The 16,540-nt window shown below is 65.2% G+C and carries 19 protein-coding genes; 6 read left to right on the plus strand and 13 right to left on the minus strand.

Going from position 1 to position 16,540, the window contains the following annotated elements:
• Positions 1 to 42: 42 nt before the first annotated feature.
• The 6 genes from QFZ54_RS09935 to QFZ54_RS09960 form a co-directional block, all read right to left on the minus strand.
• The gene (locus QFZ54_RS09935) at positions 43 to 270 is read right to left on the minus strand and encodes a F0F1 ATP synthase subunit C (protein WP_031394300.1); all 228 of its coding nucleotides are present in this window, start codon (positions 268 to 270) and stop codon (positions 43 to 45) included.
• A gap of 39 nt (positions 271 to 309) precedes the next feature.
• Positions 310 to 1,068, minus strand: a complete 759-nt coding sequence (locus QFZ54_RS09940; protein WP_060527334.1) for a F0F1 ATP synthase subunit A — start codon at positions 1,066 to 1,068, stop codon at positions 310 to 312.
• A 70-nt stretch (positions 1,069 to 1,138) separates the two neighbouring features.
• Complete coding sequence (locus tag QFZ54_RS09945; protein ID WP_307086806.1) at positions 1,139 to 1,459, minus strand: AtpZ/AtpI family protein; 321 nt, start codon at positions 1,457 to 1,459, stop codon at positions 1,139 to 1,141.
• Positions 1,460 to 1,722: 263 nt separating this feature from the next.
• Complete coding sequence (locus tag QFZ54_RS09950; protein ID WP_056065119.1) at positions 1,723 to 2,103, minus strand: YdbL family protein; 381 nt, start codon at positions 2,101 to 2,103, stop codon at positions 1,723 to 1,725.
• Between the two features lies 1 nt (position 2,104).
• On the minus strand, positions 2,105 to 2,281 hold the full coding sequence (locus QFZ54_RS09955; protein ID WP_373458593.1) for a YnbE family lipoprotein: 177 nt from the start codon (positions 2,279 to 2,281) through the stop codon (positions 2,105 to 2,107).
• Between the two features lie 47 nt (positions 2,282 to 2,328).
• Positions 2,329 to 5,502, minus strand: a complete 3,174-nt coding sequence (locus QFZ54_RS09960; RefSeq protein ID WP_373458494.1) for a YdbH domain-containing protein — start codon at positions 5,500 to 5,502, stop codon at positions 2,329 to 2,331.
• A gap of 79 nt (positions 5,503 to 5,581) precedes the next feature.
• On the opposite strand from QFZ54_RS09960, the gene radC reads away from it, so the two are divergent.
• The 3 genes from radC (at position 5,582) to QFZ54_RS09975 (ending at position 7,041) form a co-directional block, all read left to right on the plus strand.
• The gene (gene radC / locus QFZ54_RS09965) at positions 5,582 to 6,274 is read left to right on the plus strand and encodes a RadC family protein (RefSeq protein ID WP_307086814.1); all 693 of its coding nucleotides are present in this window, start codon (positions 5,582 to 5,584) and stop codon (positions 6,272 to 6,274) included.
• Positions 6,275 to 6,360: 86 nt separating this feature from the next.
• Complete coding sequence (locus QFZ54_RS09970) at positions 6,361 to 6,573, plus strand: hypothetical protein (RefSeq protein WP_307086816.1); 213 nt, start codon at positions 6,361 to 6,363, stop codon at positions 6,571 to 6,573.
• Positions 6,574 to 6,639: 66 nt separating this feature from the next.
• Positions 6,640 to 7,041, plus strand: a complete 402-nt coding sequence (locus QFZ54_RS09975; protein WP_307086818.1) for a BLUF domain-containing protein — start codon at positions 6,640 to 6,642, stop codon at positions 7,039 to 7,041.
• A gap of 61 nt (positions 7,042 to 7,102) precedes the next feature.
• Here the strand turns inward: QFZ54_RS09975 and QFZ54_RS09980 are convergent, their stop codons facing one another.
• Complete coding sequence (locus QFZ54_RS09980) at positions 7,103 to 7,531, minus strand: EF-hand domain-containing protein (protein ID WP_307086819.1); 429 nt, start codon at positions 7,529 to 7,531, stop codon at positions 7,103 to 7,105.
• A 229-nt stretch (positions 7,532 to 7,760) separates the two neighbouring features.
• Here QFZ54_RS09980 and purB point away from each other — a divergent pair, with 229 nt between their 5' ends.
• The gene (gene purB / locus QFZ54_RS09985) at positions 7,761 to 9,059 is read left to right on the plus strand and encodes an adenylosuccinate lyase (protein ID WP_107954426.1); all 1,299 of its coding nucleotides are present in this window, start codon (positions 7,761 to 7,763) and stop codon (positions 9,057 to 9,059) included.
• A 430-nt stretch (positions 9,060 to 9,489) separates the two neighbouring features.
• Here purB and QFZ54_RS09990 read toward each other — a convergent pair whose 3' ends face one another.
• The 4 genes from QFZ54_RS09990 to dnaK all read right to left on the minus strand — a co-directional run bounded on the left by QFZ54_RS09990 (position 9,490) and on the right by dnaK (position 13,678).
• Complete coding sequence (locus QFZ54_RS09990; RefSeq protein WP_307086821.1) at positions 9,490 to 9,948, minus strand: TM2 domain-containing protein; 459 nt, start codon at positions 9,946 to 9,948, stop codon at positions 9,490 to 9,492.
• Between the two features lie 74 nt (positions 9,949 to 10,022).
• The gene (locus tag QFZ54_RS09995; RefSeq protein WP_307086823.1) at positions 10,023 to 10,487 is read right to left on the minus strand and encodes a hypothetical protein; all 465 of its coding nucleotides are present in this window, start codon (positions 10,485 to 10,487) and stop codon (positions 10,023 to 10,025) included.
• 31 nt (positions 10,488 to 10,518) lie between these two features.
• A complete protein-coding gene (gene dnaJ, locus QFZ54_RS10000; RefSeq protein WP_307086826.1) occupies positions 10,519 to 11,649 on the minus strand; it encodes a molecular chaperone DnaJ in 1,131 nt (376 codons plus the stop codon).
• 121 nt (positions 11,650 to 11,770) lie between these two features.
• Positions 11,771 to 13,678, minus strand: coding sequence for a molecular chaperone DnaK (gene dnaK, locus QFZ54_RS10005; protein ID WP_307086829.1), 1,908 nt, complete (start codon positions 13,676 to 13,678; stop codon positions 11,771 to 11,773).
• 168 nt (positions 13,679 to 13,846) lie between these two features.
• Between dnaK and QFZ54_RS10010 the strand changes: the two genes are divergently transcribed.
• The gene (locus QFZ54_RS10010) at positions 13,847 to 14,296 is read left to right on the plus strand and encodes a copper chaperone PCu(A)C (RefSeq protein WP_307086831.1); all 450 of its coding nucleotides are present in this window, start codon (positions 13,847 to 13,849) and stop codon (positions 14,294 to 14,296) included.
• Complete coding sequence (locus QFZ54_RS10015) at positions 14,293 to 14,811, plus strand: vgr related protein (protein WP_307086833.1); 519 nt, start codon at positions 14,293 to 14,295, stop codon at positions 14,809 to 14,811. Before QFZ54_RS10010 ends, QFZ54_RS10015 begins: the two co-directional genes overlap by 4 nt.
• Before the next feature lie 60 nt (positions 14,812 to 14,871).
• Here QFZ54_RS10015 and QFZ54_RS10020 read toward each other — a convergent pair whose 3' ends face one another.
• Both QFZ54_RS10020 and QFZ54_RS10025 read right to left on the minus strand, forming a co-directional pair.
• Positions 14,872 to 15,111, minus strand: a complete 240-nt coding sequence (locus QFZ54_RS10020; protein WP_056065145.1) for a hypothetical protein — start codon at positions 15,109 to 15,111, stop codon at positions 14,872 to 14,874.
• 107 nt (positions 15,112 to 15,218) lie between these two features.
• Positions 15,219 to 16,442 (minus strand): threonine synthase, encoded by a 1,224-nt coding sequence (locus tag QFZ54_RS10025; RefSeq protein WP_307089370.1) that lies wholly within the window; start codon positions 16,440 to 16,442, stop codon positions 15,219 to 15,221.
• Positions 16,443 to 16,540 lie beyond the last annotated feature (98 nt).

Genomic DNA, 16,540 nt, shown 5'->3' on the forward strand with positions numbered 1-16,540 from the left:
TAATCCGGCCGGGCGCGGTTGCCCGGCCAAATCACCGAGTGGTTAGGCGACGAACACCAGGATGATCATGGTGACGAATGCGAGCAGGCCGAGAAGCTCGGCTGCTGCGAAACCGATGAACAGACGGCCCTGCTGGCTGTCGGCTGCGCCCGGGTTGCGGAGAGCGCCGGCGAGGAACTGTGCGAACACATTGCCCACGCCGAGGGCCGCGAGGCCCATGCCGATCGCTGCGAGGCCGGCACCGATCATCTTTGCTGCGTTGACGTCCATGATAAATTCCCTTTGAAAATCAGTTGGTAAATAGAAAACTTAGTGCAGGTTGACGGCGTCGTTCAGATAGACCGACGTCAGCAACGCGAACACGTATGCCTGGATCGCGGCGACCAGCAGCTCGAGCAGCGTGATGCCGATCATCAGCAGCATGCTCGGCGCGGTCACCAGACCGATATACATCCCGCCGAGGTTCAGACCGTTGATCACGAACGCGGCCAGCACCTTGAGCAGGATGTGCCCCGCGGTCATCGCCACGAACAGTCGCAGACCGAGCGAGAACGGACGCACCAGGAACGACATCAGCTCGACCACGAAGATCAGCGGGATCATCAGCGCCGGCGTGCCGCTCGGCACGAACAGCGAGAAGAAGTGGAAGCCGTGCTTGCCGAAGCCGACGAGCAGCACGATCGCGAAGCTGATCAGCGCCAGCACGCCGGTGACGGTCATGTGGCTGGTCACGGTGAACGGATGCACGCCGGGGACGATGCCGAACGGCAGCAGGCCGATGATGTTCGCGAACAGGATGAACATGAACAGCGAGAAGACATAGGGCACGAAGCGCTTGCCGCCGGGGCCGACATTCTGCTCGAGCATGCCCGAGATGAAGCCGGTGAAGCCCTCGACCGCCATCTGCCAGCGACCGGGCACGAGCTCACGCTTCATGCCACCGATCATGAACGCCCAAAGGGCGACCAGCGTCACCACCATCCACAATGCGGAGTTGGTGAACGACAGGTCATAGCCACCTACGATCCAGTGCGAGCCGAACGCCGGCTCGATCAGGAACTGGTGCATCGGATCGATCTTGCCGCCCTGTTCTGCCGCCACGTGGAATCCCTGCCGTCTTGATACGACAAACGCCCGGTTACTCCGGGCGTTCGCCTGAAATTCGAATGATCTGCCTGAACGCGACCGCTATCCCGAAGAACAGCAGCACGATCAGCCCCCAAGGGCCAGTGCCGAACCAATGGTCAATCAACCACCCGATCAGCGCACTGCCGACGAGACTCCCGATCAGAGCGGAAATGACGCGATTGCCTTGCGAGTAACCCCGCTCGGCATCCGCCCCCTTCTGCCCCTTTGCCAGCGTTTCCCGAGCCTTGACCTCTCTCAATCGCTCATCGAGCGCGGAAAGTCGCGGATCTTCAACACCCTGGGGGTCCTGTCCGGGTTCGATCTCCGCCACGCACGTTCCTCCACCTGATTTCGCATCGGGGAGGAAGCAAGCAGCGACGAGCGATCCCGCCAAGGCGCGGTCCGTTTAGAAAAGGGGGGGGTGCAAGTCAACCGGTGTGACAGGGGTGTCATTAATCCGGGGGGCGGATCTTCTTCTCCCCTCCCTGGAAGGGAGGGGTTGGGGGTGGGTCGGCCGGTTGGCTGGCGTCACGATCCCCAAGCGGCCTACCCACCCCCAGCCCCTCCCTTGTCAGGGAGGGGAGCTGAGTAGCCTCACACGCAGCGCGAATCGCGTTCGGGGGCGCCGGCCGTCCGGGTCTTCCAGACACCGTTCGGGGTCTTGTACTTCTCGCCGGGGTTGGTCTGCAGGATCAGGTTGCAGCCGCTGGTGAACGCGAGCTGCTCGACCGTCGCGCCGCTCGCCTGCGCCTTTTGCGTGTAGGCCGACTTGCGCTGGATGTTGATGTTGTTGACCAGCGCGCGCAGGTCGCCGCTCGCGGCCCCGACCAGGCCGAGATAGCCGTCGGGCTGCTCGCCGACTTCGCCACCCGCGCGCGCCGCGGCATAGGCCGGATCGCGCTGCGCGGTTGCCGCAACAGACAGGCCGCCGAGAGCCGCCGCTGCGGCAACCATCATAAGGACCTTGGTCTTCATTTTAGAATATCCCCGGATTCTGCTGGATCAACGATTTCGCCTCGCCATCGAGACGATAGACCACTTCCTGCGTGACGTTGATGTTGAGGTTGATCTCGATCGGCTTGTCGGGCGCCGACACGTTGATGCAGCCCGGCAGGGCGGCGGCGGTCGTCACCAGAAAAGCGATCGTCCTCATCACTTGCAAGATCGGCCTTTGCTCCAGCTTCTTCAATCCTGTTTCGGTCATGGCACGATCCTGCTTGCGGGAGGCTGAATGAGGGGAGGTTTGGGAGGGGGCGGCCCCGACTGCTGTTGGATCAGCGCGGGCAAATTACGTTCGATCAGCCGCTTCGGATCGTAGAAGCTCTGCGCCGAATCGAGCAATCCGCGGAACGGCGCCTTGATGCGGATATTGAAGATGAAGGGGAGTTTCTGGAGCCGGCGGACGATGAAGTTCGCCTTCGCCCCCTCGCCCTGGCTGATCCCGGCGAAGCGGACGTCAGTGACCATCTCGCCCGCGAGCGGCCCGTTCATGCCGACGCGCAGCGACTGGTAGCGGAGCGACTTCAGCGCCTGGAACGCGATGTTCGCCCAGATGCCGAGATCCTTCTGGCTGAGATCGCCGACATAGGCGACCGTGCCGCCGCCGGGCCGGACGCGCAGGTCGCCGCCCTCGATCCGGCCGCCGCTCTCGTCGAAGATCATCGGCAGGACGCCGTCGAAGATTCCGGTCGCATCGAGATTCTTGAAATCGAACTGTTGGAGGAACTGGTCGGCCGCCATGTTGGCGATGTGGAACGTCATCCGGCGCTCCTTTGGCGCGGAGAAGTCGAGCAAAGTCGGGTCGAGCGTCAGCGATCCGCCCGCGAACGGCCAGGAGCCACCCTCGACCTGCACGCGCGCGCCGGGCAACGTCTGGTAGCGGATCGTGCCGTCGGTGACCGGGATGCCGGGGTTGAGCGTGCGGATCGTCGCAACCTGCCCCGGTGCGCTCTGGAGGTTGAGCAGATCGGTGAAGCGGATCTCCGTCGCGATGCCGGTGACCGGGCCGAACGCGGCGGCGAGATCGGTGCCGGCCGTGCGGAACACGCCGGTGCTGGTCACGCCATTGGCATTCCAGGCGATGTGCCCCTCGCCGCTGACCGATCCGTTGACGTCGGCGATCACGCCGAAGGTGAGCGGGGTGAGCGCGTCGGGTTGCAGCCTGTCCTTGGCGAAGGCGATCGCGGGCACGTCCAGGTCGGCCTTTCCCGTCCCCGTCGCGAGTGCGTGGCTCAGTGTGACGTCGGCGACCTTGGTGTTGGTGGTCGGCTCGAACAGCGTGCCCGCCGCGGTGATCGTGCCGTTCACGAGCGCGAGCGTCACGGTGCGCGCGGCGAGCGGCTTGAAGCGAGGGGTCGGCGCGGCATCGGATACGCCCATCGCGCCGGTGAGGTTGAGCGCACCGCCGACCAGGGTCCAGTCGCCCGCCGCCTCGCCGAGCAACAGCGGAACGTTGGCGATCTGGCCCGAGCCGTCGGTGAAGGCGCCAGCCACGCCCTGCCCCGTCATGCGGCCGGTGATGGTGCCGAAATCGAGTCGCGTGACACGCTCGGGCGCGCCGATCCGCATTTGCACGTTGTCGATCGCAAAGCCGCGATCGGCGAGGCGGACGGTCGCGCCGGCGGTCGCGAGCGTGATCGGCGTTGTGCCGAGTCGTCCACCCAACTTTGCCGCAGCGATCTTCGCGCCGCCGCTGATCCGCGCGCCATTGACCTGCACCAGCGCGCCATCGATCGGGCACAGGGTCAGCCGCGACGGATCGAGCACCAGTCCGGAGATCGCGAAGCGCTGGACGGCCAGCGGCGCGCAATCGGTGTTGACGACCAGCCGCCCGCGACCGTCCCATAGCGCCGCGACCGGCATCGACAGGCCGTCGACCCGGTTGCCCGAGCCGCCCGCGCCGATCGGTCCCGCGAGCGTGACTCGGGTCGCGATTGAGGTCGCGCCGCCCGGCGTCGCACTGAAGGTGACGGGGGTCAGCGCCAGACTTGCACCACCCGCCGCATAGGGAGTGATGGTGGCAACGCCGCGGATCGCCGCGCCGGGTTTCGCCTGCGCGAGCGAAATACGCGCCTGAGGCAAGCCGCCGCCGCGCATCGCGAGAATTGTGTCGAGTCGCACGCCGCCATTAGGCCAGTCGAACGCGATCCCGCTCCCGCCGCCGAGCGCCACGCGCGCGCCGCTGGCCGAGGCGAGCGCGAGACGGGACAGCACCGCCTTGCCGCGTCCGCCATCGATCTGCACGCGCAGGTCGGCGTCCGCGGCAAATCCGCGGCCAGCCTTCTGGATCGCCTGCGCCGCTACGGTCGCCAATGGTGCTACCGGAGTTCCTGCGGCCGCATCGCCGATCCCGGTCAATTCCGCGAGTCGCTTCTTCGCCACCACGGCCCCGCTCGCCTGGACACGTCCGTCGAACGCGATCTGCTTGCCGATCCGGTATGTGCCCGCGAACGCGACCCGGCGCGCGCCGCCCTCGGTAGTGCGAACGGTATCGGCCGCAATGTCCGCCTTGCCTGTGGTCGCCACCGCGCTTCCGGTGAAGTCGATCGTGCCGCTCGCGCCGGCCAACGTGCCGCCCGGTGTACGCGCGGTCCCGGTCGTGAGCGCCGCCTTGCCCTGCCAGCGGTCGAGCGCTGCCGAGAGCCCGACGTCGAGGTCCGCGACGATGTGATCGGCGTGCGTTGCGCCGCAGGAGAGCCGCGACACGCGTACCGGGCCGGTTATCGTCGGTTTCGCCGCGTCGATCCGCAGCTTCACCGTCGCCGCCAGCCGGTCGATCACGCACCCGCCGATGTCGAGCCGCTCGCTGATCGCCGCCAGCGTACCGCGAAAACCGTCGTCGAGCTTGCCCGACCCGCCGAGCTTCAAGCCGACGACGCCCTGCGGAGTCTCCAGCCGCATTCGACCATCGGCGACCGACACGTCGAGTGCAGGTAGCGAGAACGGCTTGCCCGAGGATGCCGGCAGCAGCTTGTCGATCGCGCCAAGCGAGACTTTCCCATCGACCAACCGACCGCGCAGCCGCACCTTCCCCGCACGGACGCCCTCTAGATACGGGCCCGACAACCCGACTCCAGTCCGTGTCTCGACCCAGTCTGCGACCAGATCGGGATGCGCCGGATCGCCCAGCACGACGTTCGTCAGCCGCTGGCCGCCGAGCGCCAAGTTCGCGATCTCGTACCGCGCGGGCACCCCGGCCTTGGCAAGTTCGCGATCGATGAACCCTTCCGCGATCGGTTTGCGCGCGAACCATAGTGCTAGCAGGGCCGCGAGCAGAACCAGCGCGACGATTAGGATGATACACCGGACAGGCGCCCGACGGCGAGGTTGGGGGCCGGGGTCGGCCCCCGTCTCGCTCGTCTCGCTCACCTGCATACTCCGTCACGCACTGGCCTCTGCATAGGCGGGAGCGGGGGCGTCATGCAATTGCGTGTGGATGTGCTAGCATCGCGATATGGCCGAACCGGACGATGGAACCGACGATCTGAAGGGCCATCGGGGTCGCCTCCGCAAGCGCCTGTTCGAAGGCGGCAGCGACGCGCTGCTCGACCACGAATTGATCGAATATTTGCTCGCGATCGCCATCCCTCGCGGCGACACCAAGGCGCTCGCCAAGGCCCTGATGCGCGAGTTCGGCGGGATCGGCGGCGTCCTTACCGCGGACGCCGAGGCGCTCGGCCGAGTGAAAGGCATGGGCGAGATCTCGACCGCGGCGATCAAGATCGCGCACGCCGCGGCGATCCGGTTGCTGCAATCGCACGTCAGCGACCGCCCGGTGCTTGCCAATTGGCAGGCGCTGCTCGACTATCTCCGCGCGGACATGGCGCACCATGTGATTGAGCGGTTTCGCGTGCTCCACCTCAATACCAAGAACATGCTGATCCGCGACGAGGTGATGAGCAAGGGCTCGATCGACCAGGCCGCAGTCTATGTCCGCGAAGTCATCCGCCGCGCGATCGATCTCGGCTCCGCGTCGATCATCCTCGTCCACAATCACCCGAGCGGCGACCCCTCCCCCAGCCGTGCGGACATCGACATCACCCGGACGATCGCGGAGGCCGGCAAGCGGCTCGGGATCACCGTGCACGACCATATCGTGATGGGTACCGGCGGCCATGTCAGCCTGCGCGCGCAGGGGTTGATCTAGCGCAGTAAGATATAGCCTGGGATTACGGGCCATGGCCGCGGCTTTTCCCGATAATCTTCGTTTTCTTCGCGAAGGAGTCCTCGAACGTGGACAATAAACTACACGACCATGCCTCAACCGTGGCTGCAGAACAGGGCCAAGTTCTGGTCAGCGGTCCGGGTGGGGTTGCCCTCGCCCTGACGCCCGATGCAGCGGCGGAAACGTCCGATCGCTTGCTGGATGGCGCGGCAGAGGCGCAGGGACAGATATTGGAGGAGGCACGGCTCGCAGAGGAAGACGCTGCTCGAAAGGCGCCTTGATCCACAGCAAGACGCAATCCGACGCATCATAGTATTCTACCGGCATAGTTACAGACCGGAGACGCGATGCGCCAAATTCTCTATGTGAGTTCGAGCACGGTTACCGGCGACAAGGCCGATCTCGTAACAATATTGGAACAGTCTCGGCATAACAACGCGGTCGAAGGGATAACCGGCCTATTGTGGTCGGACGGTGCGCGGTTTCTACAGGTCATCGAAGGGCCGACCGCGAGCATAGACTCGACCTTCGAGCGCATCCTGAATGATCAGCGGCATTACGGGCTTTTGGTACAACGCGATGTTACGATCGACGAACGCCAGTTCGGTGGCTGGACGATGGCGCATCGCCGCGCCACCGACCCGGTCGATGCGTATGATGCCCGCATGCGGCGCCTGCTGACCGGAGCATCCGACACGGTCCGCAACCCGTTCCTGTCGTTGATGGCAACCGGGTCGATTTCGGCGTAACTGGGATAGGGCCGCCGAATGAACGCAGCGGCCCCTATTGTCCGAGACCAGTCGCGACCGATCAGCCTTGCGTCAGGAAACTGGTGACCTCGGCCTTGGTCAGCGACTTGTTCTTGTCGGCATCCGCCTGCGTGAAGGCCGCGGAGACCCACTTCTTGGTGTCGGGTGCGTCGGGCTTGGTCGACGGATCGGTCTTACTCTTCAGCGCGACCATCCAGCCACCGAATTCCGCCGCGCTGAGCTTGCCGTCGCCGTTCTTGTCATAGGTCGGGAATTCGGTATCGACGACCTGGGCGACCTGACTGCTCGATGCCGGTTGCTCGCGCGGGGCGGACTGCATCGGTACGGCATCGGTTAGCGTACCGGACTGCGGCACTTCCGCGGCAGCACCGCCGCTGGACGGAGAAGTCTGCGGGGATGTCGCGGTCGTCTGCGCCAATACGGGCGCAGCAATCAAAGCCGCACCGGCCAGCATAGCATATTTCAACATTGCGTCTCTCCGGTAGTGTTCTACGCGTCTACTAAGCAGCTTTGCGATCATGCCTGAGATATACTCGGCACCGCGAACCGCTCACTCGCTTTGTACGCCTCACATCGCCGGATTTATACCTTGCGACGCGTATTTGAACCTTCCCCTGCGTCCTGCTACCGCGTTTCGCGTGCAACCGCGGGCACTATGCACGCGACACGCCCTACCCTTCACGCTCCGAGGAAACCCCATGGTCCCCCGCTATTCCCGCCCCGACATGGTCGCGATCTGGACGCCCGAGGCGCGCTTCAAGATCTGGTTCGAGATCGAGGCGCACGCCACCGACGCGCTTGCCGAGCTGGGCGTGGTGCCCAAGGAAGCGGCCGCCGCGATCTGGGAAAAGGGCGCGTTCGAGGTCGACCGGATCGACGAGATCGAGCGCGAGACCAAGCACGACGTCATCGCCTTCCTGACCAACGTCGCCGAGCATGTCGGGCCGGAAGCGCGCTTCATGCATCAGGGCATGACCTCGTCGGACGTGCTCGACACGTGCCTGGCCGTGCAGTTGGCCAAGGCGAGCGACATCCTGATCGCGGATCTGGATGCGTTGCTGGTGGTGCTCGAACGCCGCGCGCGCGAGCACAAGATGACGCCGACGATCGGCCGGAGCCACGGCATCCATGCCGAACCCGTGACGTTCGGGCTGAAGCTTGCGCAGGCGCATGCGGAGTTCGCGCGCAACCGGGCGCGGCTGGTGGCGGCGCGCGAGGACGTCGCGACCTGCGCGATCTCGGGCGCGGTCGGCACGTTCGCGAACATCGATCCGTTCGTCGAGGAGTATGTCGCGGGCAAGCTCGGGCTGTCGGTGGAGCCCGTCTCGACGCAGGTCATCCCGCGCGATCGCCATGCGATGTTCTTCGCGACGCTGGGCGTGATCGCCAGTTCGATCGAGCGGCTCGCGACGGAAGTGCGTCATCTCCAGCGTACCGAGGTGCTCGAGGCGGAGGAGTTCTTCTCGCCCGGCCAGAAGGGTTCGTCGGCGATGCCGCACAAGCGCAACCCGGTGCTCACCGAGAATTTGACTGGCCTCGCACGGATGGTGCGTGGGTATGTGACGCCGGCGATGGAGAACGTCGCGCTGTGGCATGAGCGCGACATCTCGCACTCGTCGGTCGAGCGCTATATCGGGCCGGACGCGACGATCACGCTCGACTTCGCGCTGGCGCGGCTGACGGGCGTTATGGACAAGCTGGTCGTGTACCCCGAGCGGATGTTGAAGAACCTCAACAAGATGGGCGGGCTCGTCCATTCGCAGCGCGTGCTGTTGGCACTGACTCAGGCGGGTGTGAGCCGTGAGGATGCGTATCGTCTGGTTCAGCGCAACGCGATGAAGGTGTGGGATTCGGACGGCGCGCTGTCGCTGCTCGAACTGCTGAAGGCGGATCCGGAAGTGACGCTGTCGGATGCCGAGCTGGAGGACAAGTTCGACCTCGGCTATCACCTGAAGCACGTCGACACGATCTTCGCCCGGGTGTTCGGCGCGGCCTGAGGACTGGGCAAACGTTGCTCCCCTCCCTGAAAGGGAGGGGTTGGGGGTGGGTTGGCTTGTTTTCGCCACTTCGCCTGAAGTTCGCGGAAGCCGACCCACCCCCTGCCCCTCCCTTCCAGGGAGGGGAGAGCGCCGTGTTCTGGCAAAAATGGTGTCCCAGCGATGCCCAAAGTGCACGCAACGCAATTGCGATTACGTGTTACAAAATTGCGACAACGCGCAACTAAGCCCATATCCCGCTTACCGGATATTGTTCCGGCACCGGAGACCTACCCATGCGCATGTTCGAAACCGTGACCAGCACCATGCTGGCGATCGCGGCTCAAGCGCTGGTGGTCGGGGTGGTCATCACCGCCTTCTGATCCATCGGCCCGCCCGCCCCCTTACGAGGGGGCGCGGCTAGGCCGGCAGTTTCAAGACCTTCGGATATCTATCGCTTGCGCGGATAGCGTGCCGCGAACTCCTCGTCGGACATCATCAGGTAACGGATCATGTCGATCAACGCCCAGGGCGCACTGATGACGAGGCCGATTACCGTAATGCTGAGAACCAGCATGATGATCCCGGAGCCGGTGCGGCCGAGATAGAAGCGGTGGATGCCGAGCGTGCCGATCACGAACGCCATGACTGCGGCAACGTATTTGTTGCGGTCGTTGGTCGGTGGGGCGACGGTCGCGGGCGGCACCGCACGACGCGGGCCCGGTGCGGTCGGCATCGGGAAGACGCTGAGAGCGCGGTCGTTGGCGGCCTCGAAATCGACCTCGATACCGATCGCGGGTTCACCGCGATGCGCCCAATCCTCCGGTGCGAACCGGTAGCGTTGTCCGTCCTGCCCTGCGACGATCCCTTCGCCCGTCCGGGGATCGACGCCTAAAACTTGTCCGCGCATGTCATTCCTCGATGTTCGGTATCATTCTGGCGGAAGCCGCGGATCAGGCAAGCTCGAACTCACCCCACCCGAAATCAGGCCGCAATCGCAGGCCGGTGTCTGTCGTCGTCGTTATCAGCCGCGGCGGGACGCGCTTTCCGAGAGCGAGTCGCGCGCTTACGGGCTTTTGCCGCCGGGCGTCGGCCCAAGACTCCCAGATACCGCGCCAATACACCGCGGACGCGGAGACTGGAGACCGTGGTGGCCAGCGCCATGACGATGTCGAGATAGGCCGACACTTCGAAGGTGGTAATCCAGATCGCGACATCGGGCGCGGCCAGGGCGAGCAAGCGGACGCCATCACCCTCGCCGACGAGGGTGACCATCGCGGCCGCCATCATCAGGAGAAACATCACGGCAGCGTCACCGCGGGAGAAGCGCGTCAGGCGAGCCGCCGGGCGATCGATCAACATGCGCCGCATGGCCTTGCCGATCGCAGTTTCGGGGGCCGCGACCATGACCAGCCAACAGGCAATCGCCGTGAAAAGACATGCCAACATCGCGTCCCCCTCCCTTTCGGTATCGTACCCGCTATTCCCCCGCGAACACGCCCTTCAGCTTGGCGAAGAAGCCCTGGCTTGCCGGGCATTCGTCGCCCGTCTCGGTCTCGCGGAACATCTCGAGCAGTTCCTTCTGGCGGTTGCTGAGACGCGTGGGAGTTTCAACGTCGATCTGGACGACGAGGTCGCCGTGGCCGCGGCCTTGCAACACCGGCATGCCGGCGCCGCGCTGGCGGAGCTGCTTGCCCGACTGGATGCCGGCGGGGATCTTGATCTCGTGCGTGCGACCGTCGAGACCGGGGATCGAGAGCGAACCGCCGAGCGACGCGACCGTGAAGCTGATCGGCGCGCGCGCGAACAACGTCGTGCCCTCGCGTTCGAACAGGTTGTGCTTGGTCACGTGGAGGAAGATGTAGAGATCTCCAGCCGGTGCGCCGCGTGCCCCCGCCTCTCCCTCGCCCGACATGCGGATCCGCGTGCCTTCGTCGACGCCGGGGGGGACGTTGATCGAGAGGGTCTTGGTCTTGTCGACACGGCCTTCGCCGCGGCAATCGGGGCACGGATCGGCGATGACTTCGCCGGCGCCGTTGCAGACCGGGCAGGCGCGCTCGACCACGAAGAAGCCCTGCTGCGCACGGACTTTCCCGTGGCCGCCGCAATGCTGGCAGGTTTTCGCGCGGGTCCCGGCCTTGGCGCCCGAGCCGTCACAGGTGTCGCAGAGTGCCGACACATCGACCGTGATCTCGGTCGCCTTGCCGTGGAACGCTTCGTCGAGCGAGACTTCCATGTCGTAGCGCAGGTCGGCACCGCGTCGTGCCGCCGAGCGACCGCCGCCGCGCTGTGCACCGCCCATGAACTCGCCGAAGACGCTCTCGAAGATGTCGCTGAAGCCGCCGAAATCCTGCGCGCCGCCGCCACCGCCGCCGCCGCCGTTCTGGAACGCGGCGTGGCCGAAGCGATCATAAGCGGCACGCTTCTGCGGGTCCTTGAGGCATTCATAGGCTTCGCTGACCGCCTTGAACTGCGCTTCGGAATCCTTGCAGCCGGCGTTCTTGTCCGGGTGATATTTCATCGCGAGCTTGCGGTAGGACGACTTGATCGTCCCCGCATCCGCGGTCCGCTCGCATTCGAGCAGTTCATAATAATCTGTCTGGGTACTCATAGCGGCCCTCTTAGCCCTCTCCCCTCCGGGGAGAGGGTTGGGTGAGGGGCCGTTCCACACGGCAGCGCGCGGAACTGCCCCTCACCCCGGCCCTCTCCCCTGAGGGGAGAGGGAGTTTCGGTTACGCCTTCGGGTTGTCGTCGACTTCCGAGAACTCGGCGTCGACGACGTCGTCGTCCTTCTTGGCCGCGTCACCGTCGGCCGACGGCGACGCGTCCGCCTGGGCCTGCTTCTCGTAGATCGCCTGGCCGAGCTTCATCGCGACCTGGGCGAGCGCGGTGCTCTTCTCGGTCATCGCATCCGCATCGCCACTCTCGACCGCAGCCTTGGTCGCGTCGATCGCGGCCTGGATCTCGGCCTTGAGCGCGTCGTCAACCTTGTCGCCGTTGTCAGCAAGCTGACGCTCGGTGGTGTGAACCAACGACTCGGCGTTGTTCTTCGCCTCGGCGCCCGCACGACGCTTCTTGTCCTCCTCGGCGAAGGTTTCGGCATCGCGGACCATCTGGTCGATGTCGTTGTCGGACAGGCCACCCGATGCCTGGATGCGGATCTGCTGCTCCTTGCCGGTGCCCTTGTCCTTTGCCGACACGCTGACGAGACCGTTCGCGTCGATGTCGAACGTGACTTCGATCTGCGGCACGCCGCGCGGTGCGGGCGGGATGCCGACGAGATCGAAATTGCCGAGCATCTTGTTGTCGGCCGCCATCTCGCGCTCGCCCTGGAACACGCGGATCGTGACCGCGCCCTGGTTGTCGTCGGCGGTCGAGTAGGTCTGCGACTTCTTGGTCGGGATCGTCGTGTTGCGATCGATCATCCGGGTGAACACGCCACCCAGCGTCTCGATGCCGAGCGACAGCGGCGTCACGTCGAGCAGCAGCACGTCCTTGACGTCGCCCTGCAGCACGCCTGCCTGGATCGCGGCGCCCATTGCGACGACCTCGTCCGGGTTGACGCCCGTGTGCGGCTCCTTGCCGAAGAACTGCTTCACGACTTCACGGACGCGCGGCATGCGCGTCATGCCGCCGACCAGGACGACTTCCGAGATGTCCTCGGGCTTCAGGCCACCATCGGCGAGCGCCTTGCGGCAAGGCTCGAGCGTGCGCTTGACCAGGTCCTCGACCATCCGCTCCAGGTCGGCGCGGGTGATCGACTTCACCAGATGCTTCGGGCCGTTCTGGTCCGCGGTGATGAAGGGCAGGTTGACCTCGGTCGACTGCGCCGAGCTGAGCTCGATCTTCGCCTTCTCGGCCGCCTCCTTCAGACGCTGCAGCGCGAGCTTGTCCTTGGCGAGGTCGATGCCCTCGGCCTTCTTGAACTCGTCGGCCAGGTACTGGACGATCTTGTTGTCGAAATCCTCACCACCGAGGAAGGTGTCGCCGTTGGTGGCCTTCACCTCGAACACGCCGTCGCCGATCTCGAGCACCGAGATGTCGAACGTACCGCCGCCGAGATCGTAGACCGCGATCGTCTTGCCGTCCTGCTTGTCGAGGCCGTAGGCCAGCGCTGCCGCGGTCGGCTCGTTGATGATGCGCAGCACTTCGAGGCCGGCGATCTGGCCGGCGTCCTTGGTCGCCTGGCGCTGGGCGTCGTTGAAGTAGGCGGGCACGGTGATGACCGCCTGCGTGACCGTCTCGCCGAGATACGACTCGGCGGTTTCCTTCATCTTCTGCAGCGTGAACGCCGAGATCTGCGACGGCGAGTAATCCTTGCCGCCGGCCGAGACCCAGGCGTCGCCGTTCGGGCCGCGCGAGATCTTGTACGGGACCAGCTCGGTGTCCTTCTTGGTGATCGGATCGTCGAAGCGACGGCCGATCAGGCGCTTCACCGCGAAGATGGTGTTGTCGCCGTTCGTCACTGCCTGGCGCTTGGCCGGCTGGCCGACCAGTCGCTCGCCATCCTTGGCGAACGCGACGATCGACGGCGTGGTGCGCGCGCCCTCGGAATTCTCGATGACCTTGGGCTTGCCGCCTTCCATGACGGAAACGCAGCTGTTGGTCGTGCCGAGATCGATACCGATTACTTTAGCCATGAGTTCTGATTAGCCCCTCACTTGAAACGAAAATACGAAACCGGTTCCACCCCGTTACGGCAGTGGAACCTTTCTGATGATGGGCGCGATATAGGTGGCCTCGCGCTTGCCGCAAGATTGTATGGGTCATAGGATGCGCAAGAGGCAGCGCCCGGAGAAAAGTAACCTATGCGTATCGTTTTCGGACTGGGTGTTGCCGCGATGGCACTGGCGTCGTGTTCGCAGCCCAAGGAGTTGTCGGTCGACGGTGCCTATATCCGGCTGGGCGCGGTGACCGGACGCCCGGCGGCGGCGTATTTCACGGTGCACGGCGGGCCGACCCCGGCGACGCTGATCTCGGTCACCACCGATGTCGCGATCAAGGCCGAGATGCACGAGACGAGGGCGAAGGACGGCGTGACCTCGATGGCGCCGCTTGCGCGCGTCGAGATCCCAGCGAACACGGACGTCGCGTTCGCGCCGGGCGGGCGGCACGTGATGCTGTTCAACATGAACCCGGGGATCAAGCCGGGCGCGCGGGCGATGCTGACGTTCGCGTTCGCGGACGGGACGCGGATCCTGGGCAATGCGAACGTTGTCGTGGCGGGCGCTCCAGCGGGGACTGCGACGGCGAAGTGAAGCGTGCGCTGACCGAGGGCGAGACTGCGCTTGCGGCGTCGGTCTTCGGGGGCGCGATCGACTATACGCAGGTGAGCCTGGCGCGGCGTAAATGGGCGTTCTTCCAGCCGCGCGACACGGTGATGGCGCCGCGCGGCTGCATCCACTTTCATCCCAAGGGCGATCTGTGGTGCGACGACTTCGCGCACGCACACCTGACGCTGCAGGGGCTGTTCATCCACGAGATGACGCATATCTGGCAGCATCAGCGGGGCGTGTTCCTGCCGTTGGCGCGGCATCCGTGGTGCCGGTACGATTATGCGTTCCGGCCGGGGGTGGCGCTGCATCGTTACGGGATCGAGCAGCAGGGTGAAATCGTGCGGCATGCTTTCCTGCTGCGTGCGGGGGCGAAGGTGGCGGGGGCGCCGCCGCTTGAGCAGTACGAGACGGTGCTGCCGTTTACGCCTACCCACCATTCCAACACACCCCGTCATCCTGACGAAAGTCAGGACCCAGAGCCACGATCGGCGCGCTGAGTTACTCTGGGGCCTGACTTTCGTCAGGATGACGGTTGTGGTTTCACGACGGCAGTAGCTTCAGAGCCAGCTGCGACCATCCGGCCCGGCGCACCCGTAAGGCGGCAATTGCCCCGGGAAGCGCGCCTGCATCTTGTGGCAGCCCCAGGCGCGCATCGGACCCGGCGCATAACCGTTCAGCGCGATGCCGACCTCGTCATACGGGCTCGAACCGCGCGCGACGTACATGTACCAACGCCCGCCGAACATCACCGCCGCAGCGATGAGCACGACGCAAACGACCTGGACGATTTTCTGCATTGAAGACCCCTTTTGTAAAGAAGGGCGCCCCGTTGCAGACAACATGGATCAATTTCAACCACCGATCTGGTCGATCGCAATCCACCCGATCGGCAGAAATCCGTCGTTTACAGCGCGTCGAAGTCGATAGGTCGTGTCCGATCAAGCGCTTGCGGCGTTTCCGGCATCGGATATTTTAAACCGGTCGCGCAGTTGAAAAGTACGACCTTGTCGTCCTCGTCGACCAGCCCGGTGTTCAGCGCCTGATGATACGCCGCCAGCGTCGCGCCGCCCTCCGGGCATAGCAGCAAGCCGTCCTGCTTCGCCGCGGCGTCGACCGCCTTCAGGATCGCGGGATCGCCGACCGCGAGTGCCTGCCCGCCCGACTCCCGCACTGCGCGGAGGATCAGGAAGTCGCCGACCGCCTTCGGCACGCGAATCCCGGCCGCGACGGTGCTCGCATCCTCCCAGCGCTCGGCATGCTCCTCGCCCGCCTCGAACGCGCGGACGATCGGTGCGCAGCCGCTTGCCTGTACCGCGAACATCTTGGGCCGCTCGGAGCCGATCCAGCCGAGCTTTTCGAGTTCGTCGAACGCCTTCCACATCCCGATCAGCCCGGTACCGCCGCCGGTTGGGTAGAAGATCGCGTCCGGCAGCTTCCAGCCGAACTGCGCAGCGAGTTCGAGCCCCATCGTCTTCTTGCCCTCGATCCGATAGGGCTCCTTCAACGTCGAGAAATCGAACCAGCGGCCCTCTGCCGCCCCCTTGCCGACGATCGCGCCGCAATCGTCGATCAAGCCGTTGACGCGCCAGACGCGCGCGCCCTGCATCGCGATCTCGCGGACGTTGATCTCGGGGGTGTCGTCGGGGCAGAACACGATCGTCTCGATCCCGCAGCGCGTGGCATAGGCCGCCAGCGCCGCGCCCGCATTGCCGTTGGTCGGCATCGCGATCTTCGTGACGCCGAGCTCCTTCGCCATCGCGACGGCCATGACGAGGCCTCGCGCCTTGAACGAGCCGGTCGGGAGGCGGCCTTCGTCCTTTACGAGGACGTTGAGGCCGCCGGACTTGGTCAGCGGCACGAGTGGCGTCTCGATCTCGCCGAGGCTGACGATGTTGGACGTGTGGCGGACGGGCAGCAGCTCGCGCCACCGCCACAGATCGGTCGGGCGAGCTTCGATCGTATCGCGCGAGATCGTGGATCGGACCGCGTCGAGGTCGTAGCGGACGAGCAAAGGACGTCCGGCGCGCGACAGTCCGTGAAGCTGCTCCGCCTCATACCGCTCGCTGGTGATCGAGCATTCGAGATGCGTGACGAAGGTCTGCCGATCGGCGGTGAGGTTCTGATTCATGTGCATCTCTCAATTCCTCCCCTGCAAGGGGAGGGGGACCAGCGCAGCTGGTGGAGGGGGCGTGCCGCGTTCGTACCGCTCGACGTAAACGCGCCCGG

It is taken from the genome of Sphingomonas faeni, from assembly GCF_030817315.1.
Taxonomy (GTDB): Bacteria; Pseudomonadota; Alphaproteobacteria; order Sphingomonadales; family Sphingomonadaceae; genus Sphingomonas; species Sphingomonas faeni_C.